Origin of the sequence: Pokkaliibacter plantistimulans (assembly GCF_003194385.1) — a bacterium.
Taxonomy (GTDB): Bacteria; Pseudomonadota; Gammaproteobacteria; order Pseudomonadales; family Balneatricaceae; genus Pokkaliibacter; species Pokkaliibacter plantistimulans.
This window is the reverse complement of the sequence record NZ_LAPT01000199.1, coordinates 1-1518: the sequence shown is the minus strand read 5'-3', so window position 1 is coordinate 1518 and position 1518 is coordinate 1. Positions and strand designations below refer to the sequence as shown.

The window sequence follows — 1518 nt, the reverse complement described above, 5'->3', positions numbered from 1 at the left end:
CAACAGCACCGATAACGAACGTGATTCCCGCTTAAGCTGATCAGCAATAGCCATTAACAGATTCCAGGCATTTTCGCCGGTGATGGAGTGGTCATCAATACCGGACTGAATCCCTCTGGCTGCGGTTTCCAGCGCATCAATATAACGCCGTAACTGATCAATAGGGTGGGAGGCAATAACCATGCTGATATGTGAAGACATAAAGATCACCTGCTGAATGTTCTCAGCATCACCCCTGACGCCAATCAGAGGGTGATGAACCGGGCAGGGTTGGCGTGCCGATCAGCAGAGTCGGTGCATCCGAAGATGCCCCTGCCCGGCCCACCATAACGGCGTAAAACGCGCATGGTGAAACGAGCAAAAGAACAAAGTCTTCTACTTCTGCTGAAAGCAGGACGCCAATCCTGATGCTGGATGGGCCAGCACGGCGGGAAGGATAGTCCGGTTGCCATCAAAGTCAACCGCATCGTACTCACCGACGCCTACCACAACCGCCTGACGCTGCGCTACGACCAGCATGGCCGCCTCAGCGCCCTGGAAGGCCAGCAACAGCAGGCCCTGCGCTTTCACTACCTCGACCAGCCGGTGGGCGAGCGCCACTGGTGGAACGTGCTCGATAAACCCGACAGCATCGCCCTGCTGGCCCGCGTGGAAGGGCAGCGGATGGCCGTTAACGCTGACGAAAGCGGCTACGAGACCCGCCGCTTCCCGCTGATGCGCTACCACTACAACGACCAGCTGCAACTCATCGCCGCCGACAATGCCCTCGGCGAACAGGAAACCTACCGCTACGACGACCAGCACGTCATCCAGGAACGCCGCCTCGCCGGGGGTGCCTGCTTTACCTGGCAATGGGAGCGGCAGGGCAAGGCCGCTCGCGCCATCGCCCACGGCTGCAACATCCCCGGCATGGACAACCGCTATGAGTGGCATGACGCCAGCGGTGAAGTGACCGTCCATTTCAGCGACGGCAGCCAGCAGGTCTATCAGCATGACCGTCACGCCAAACTGATCCGCCAGACCGACCCGGACGGCGCCACCGTCAGCAAAGACTACAACGACAACGGCGACCTGATCCGCGAAGTCGATGCCCTCGGCGCCGAAACCCACTACCACTATGATCAGAACGGGCAGCTGGAAGCCATCCGGCACCCCGATGGCAGCCTGACCCACTACGACTACTGGCGCGGCCAGCTGCGCAGCGTCCGCCGGGGCGAACAACACTGGCGCTACCTGCGCAATGAACAGGGCGACATCACCGAAAAGACCGACCCGGCCGGGCGGGTCCACCGCTACCACTACACCGAACAGGGCCAGCTCAGCCGCATCGACCTGCCCGATGGCGGTCGCCATCGGTTCAGCTGGAACCGCTTTGGCCAGCTGGTGGACGAGACCTTACCCGACGGCGGCCAGCGCACCTACCGCTACGATGCCCAGGGCCGCCAGGTGCTGCGGCAGGACGAACGCGGCGCCATCACCCGCTACGCCTACGACAAGCTCAACCGCCTGACGCGGCTG

Annotated in this window: 1 protein-coding gene and 1 pseudogene; one reads left to right on the top strand and one right to left on the bottom strand. The window is 61.9% G+C overall.

Going from position 1 to position 1518, the window contains the following annotated elements; genetic code table 11:
- Positions 1-201, bottom strand: a 201-nt coding sequence (locus WH50_RS25845; protein WP_133251443.1) for a hypothetical protein, incomplete at its 3' end; no start/stop codon positions are given.
- A 213-nt stretch (positions 202-414) separates the two neighbouring features.
- Here WH50_RS25845 and WH50_RS25840 point away from each other — a divergent pair.
- Positions 415-1518: pseudogene (locus tag WH50_RS25840) on the top strand (hypothetical protein); the annotation flags it as partial.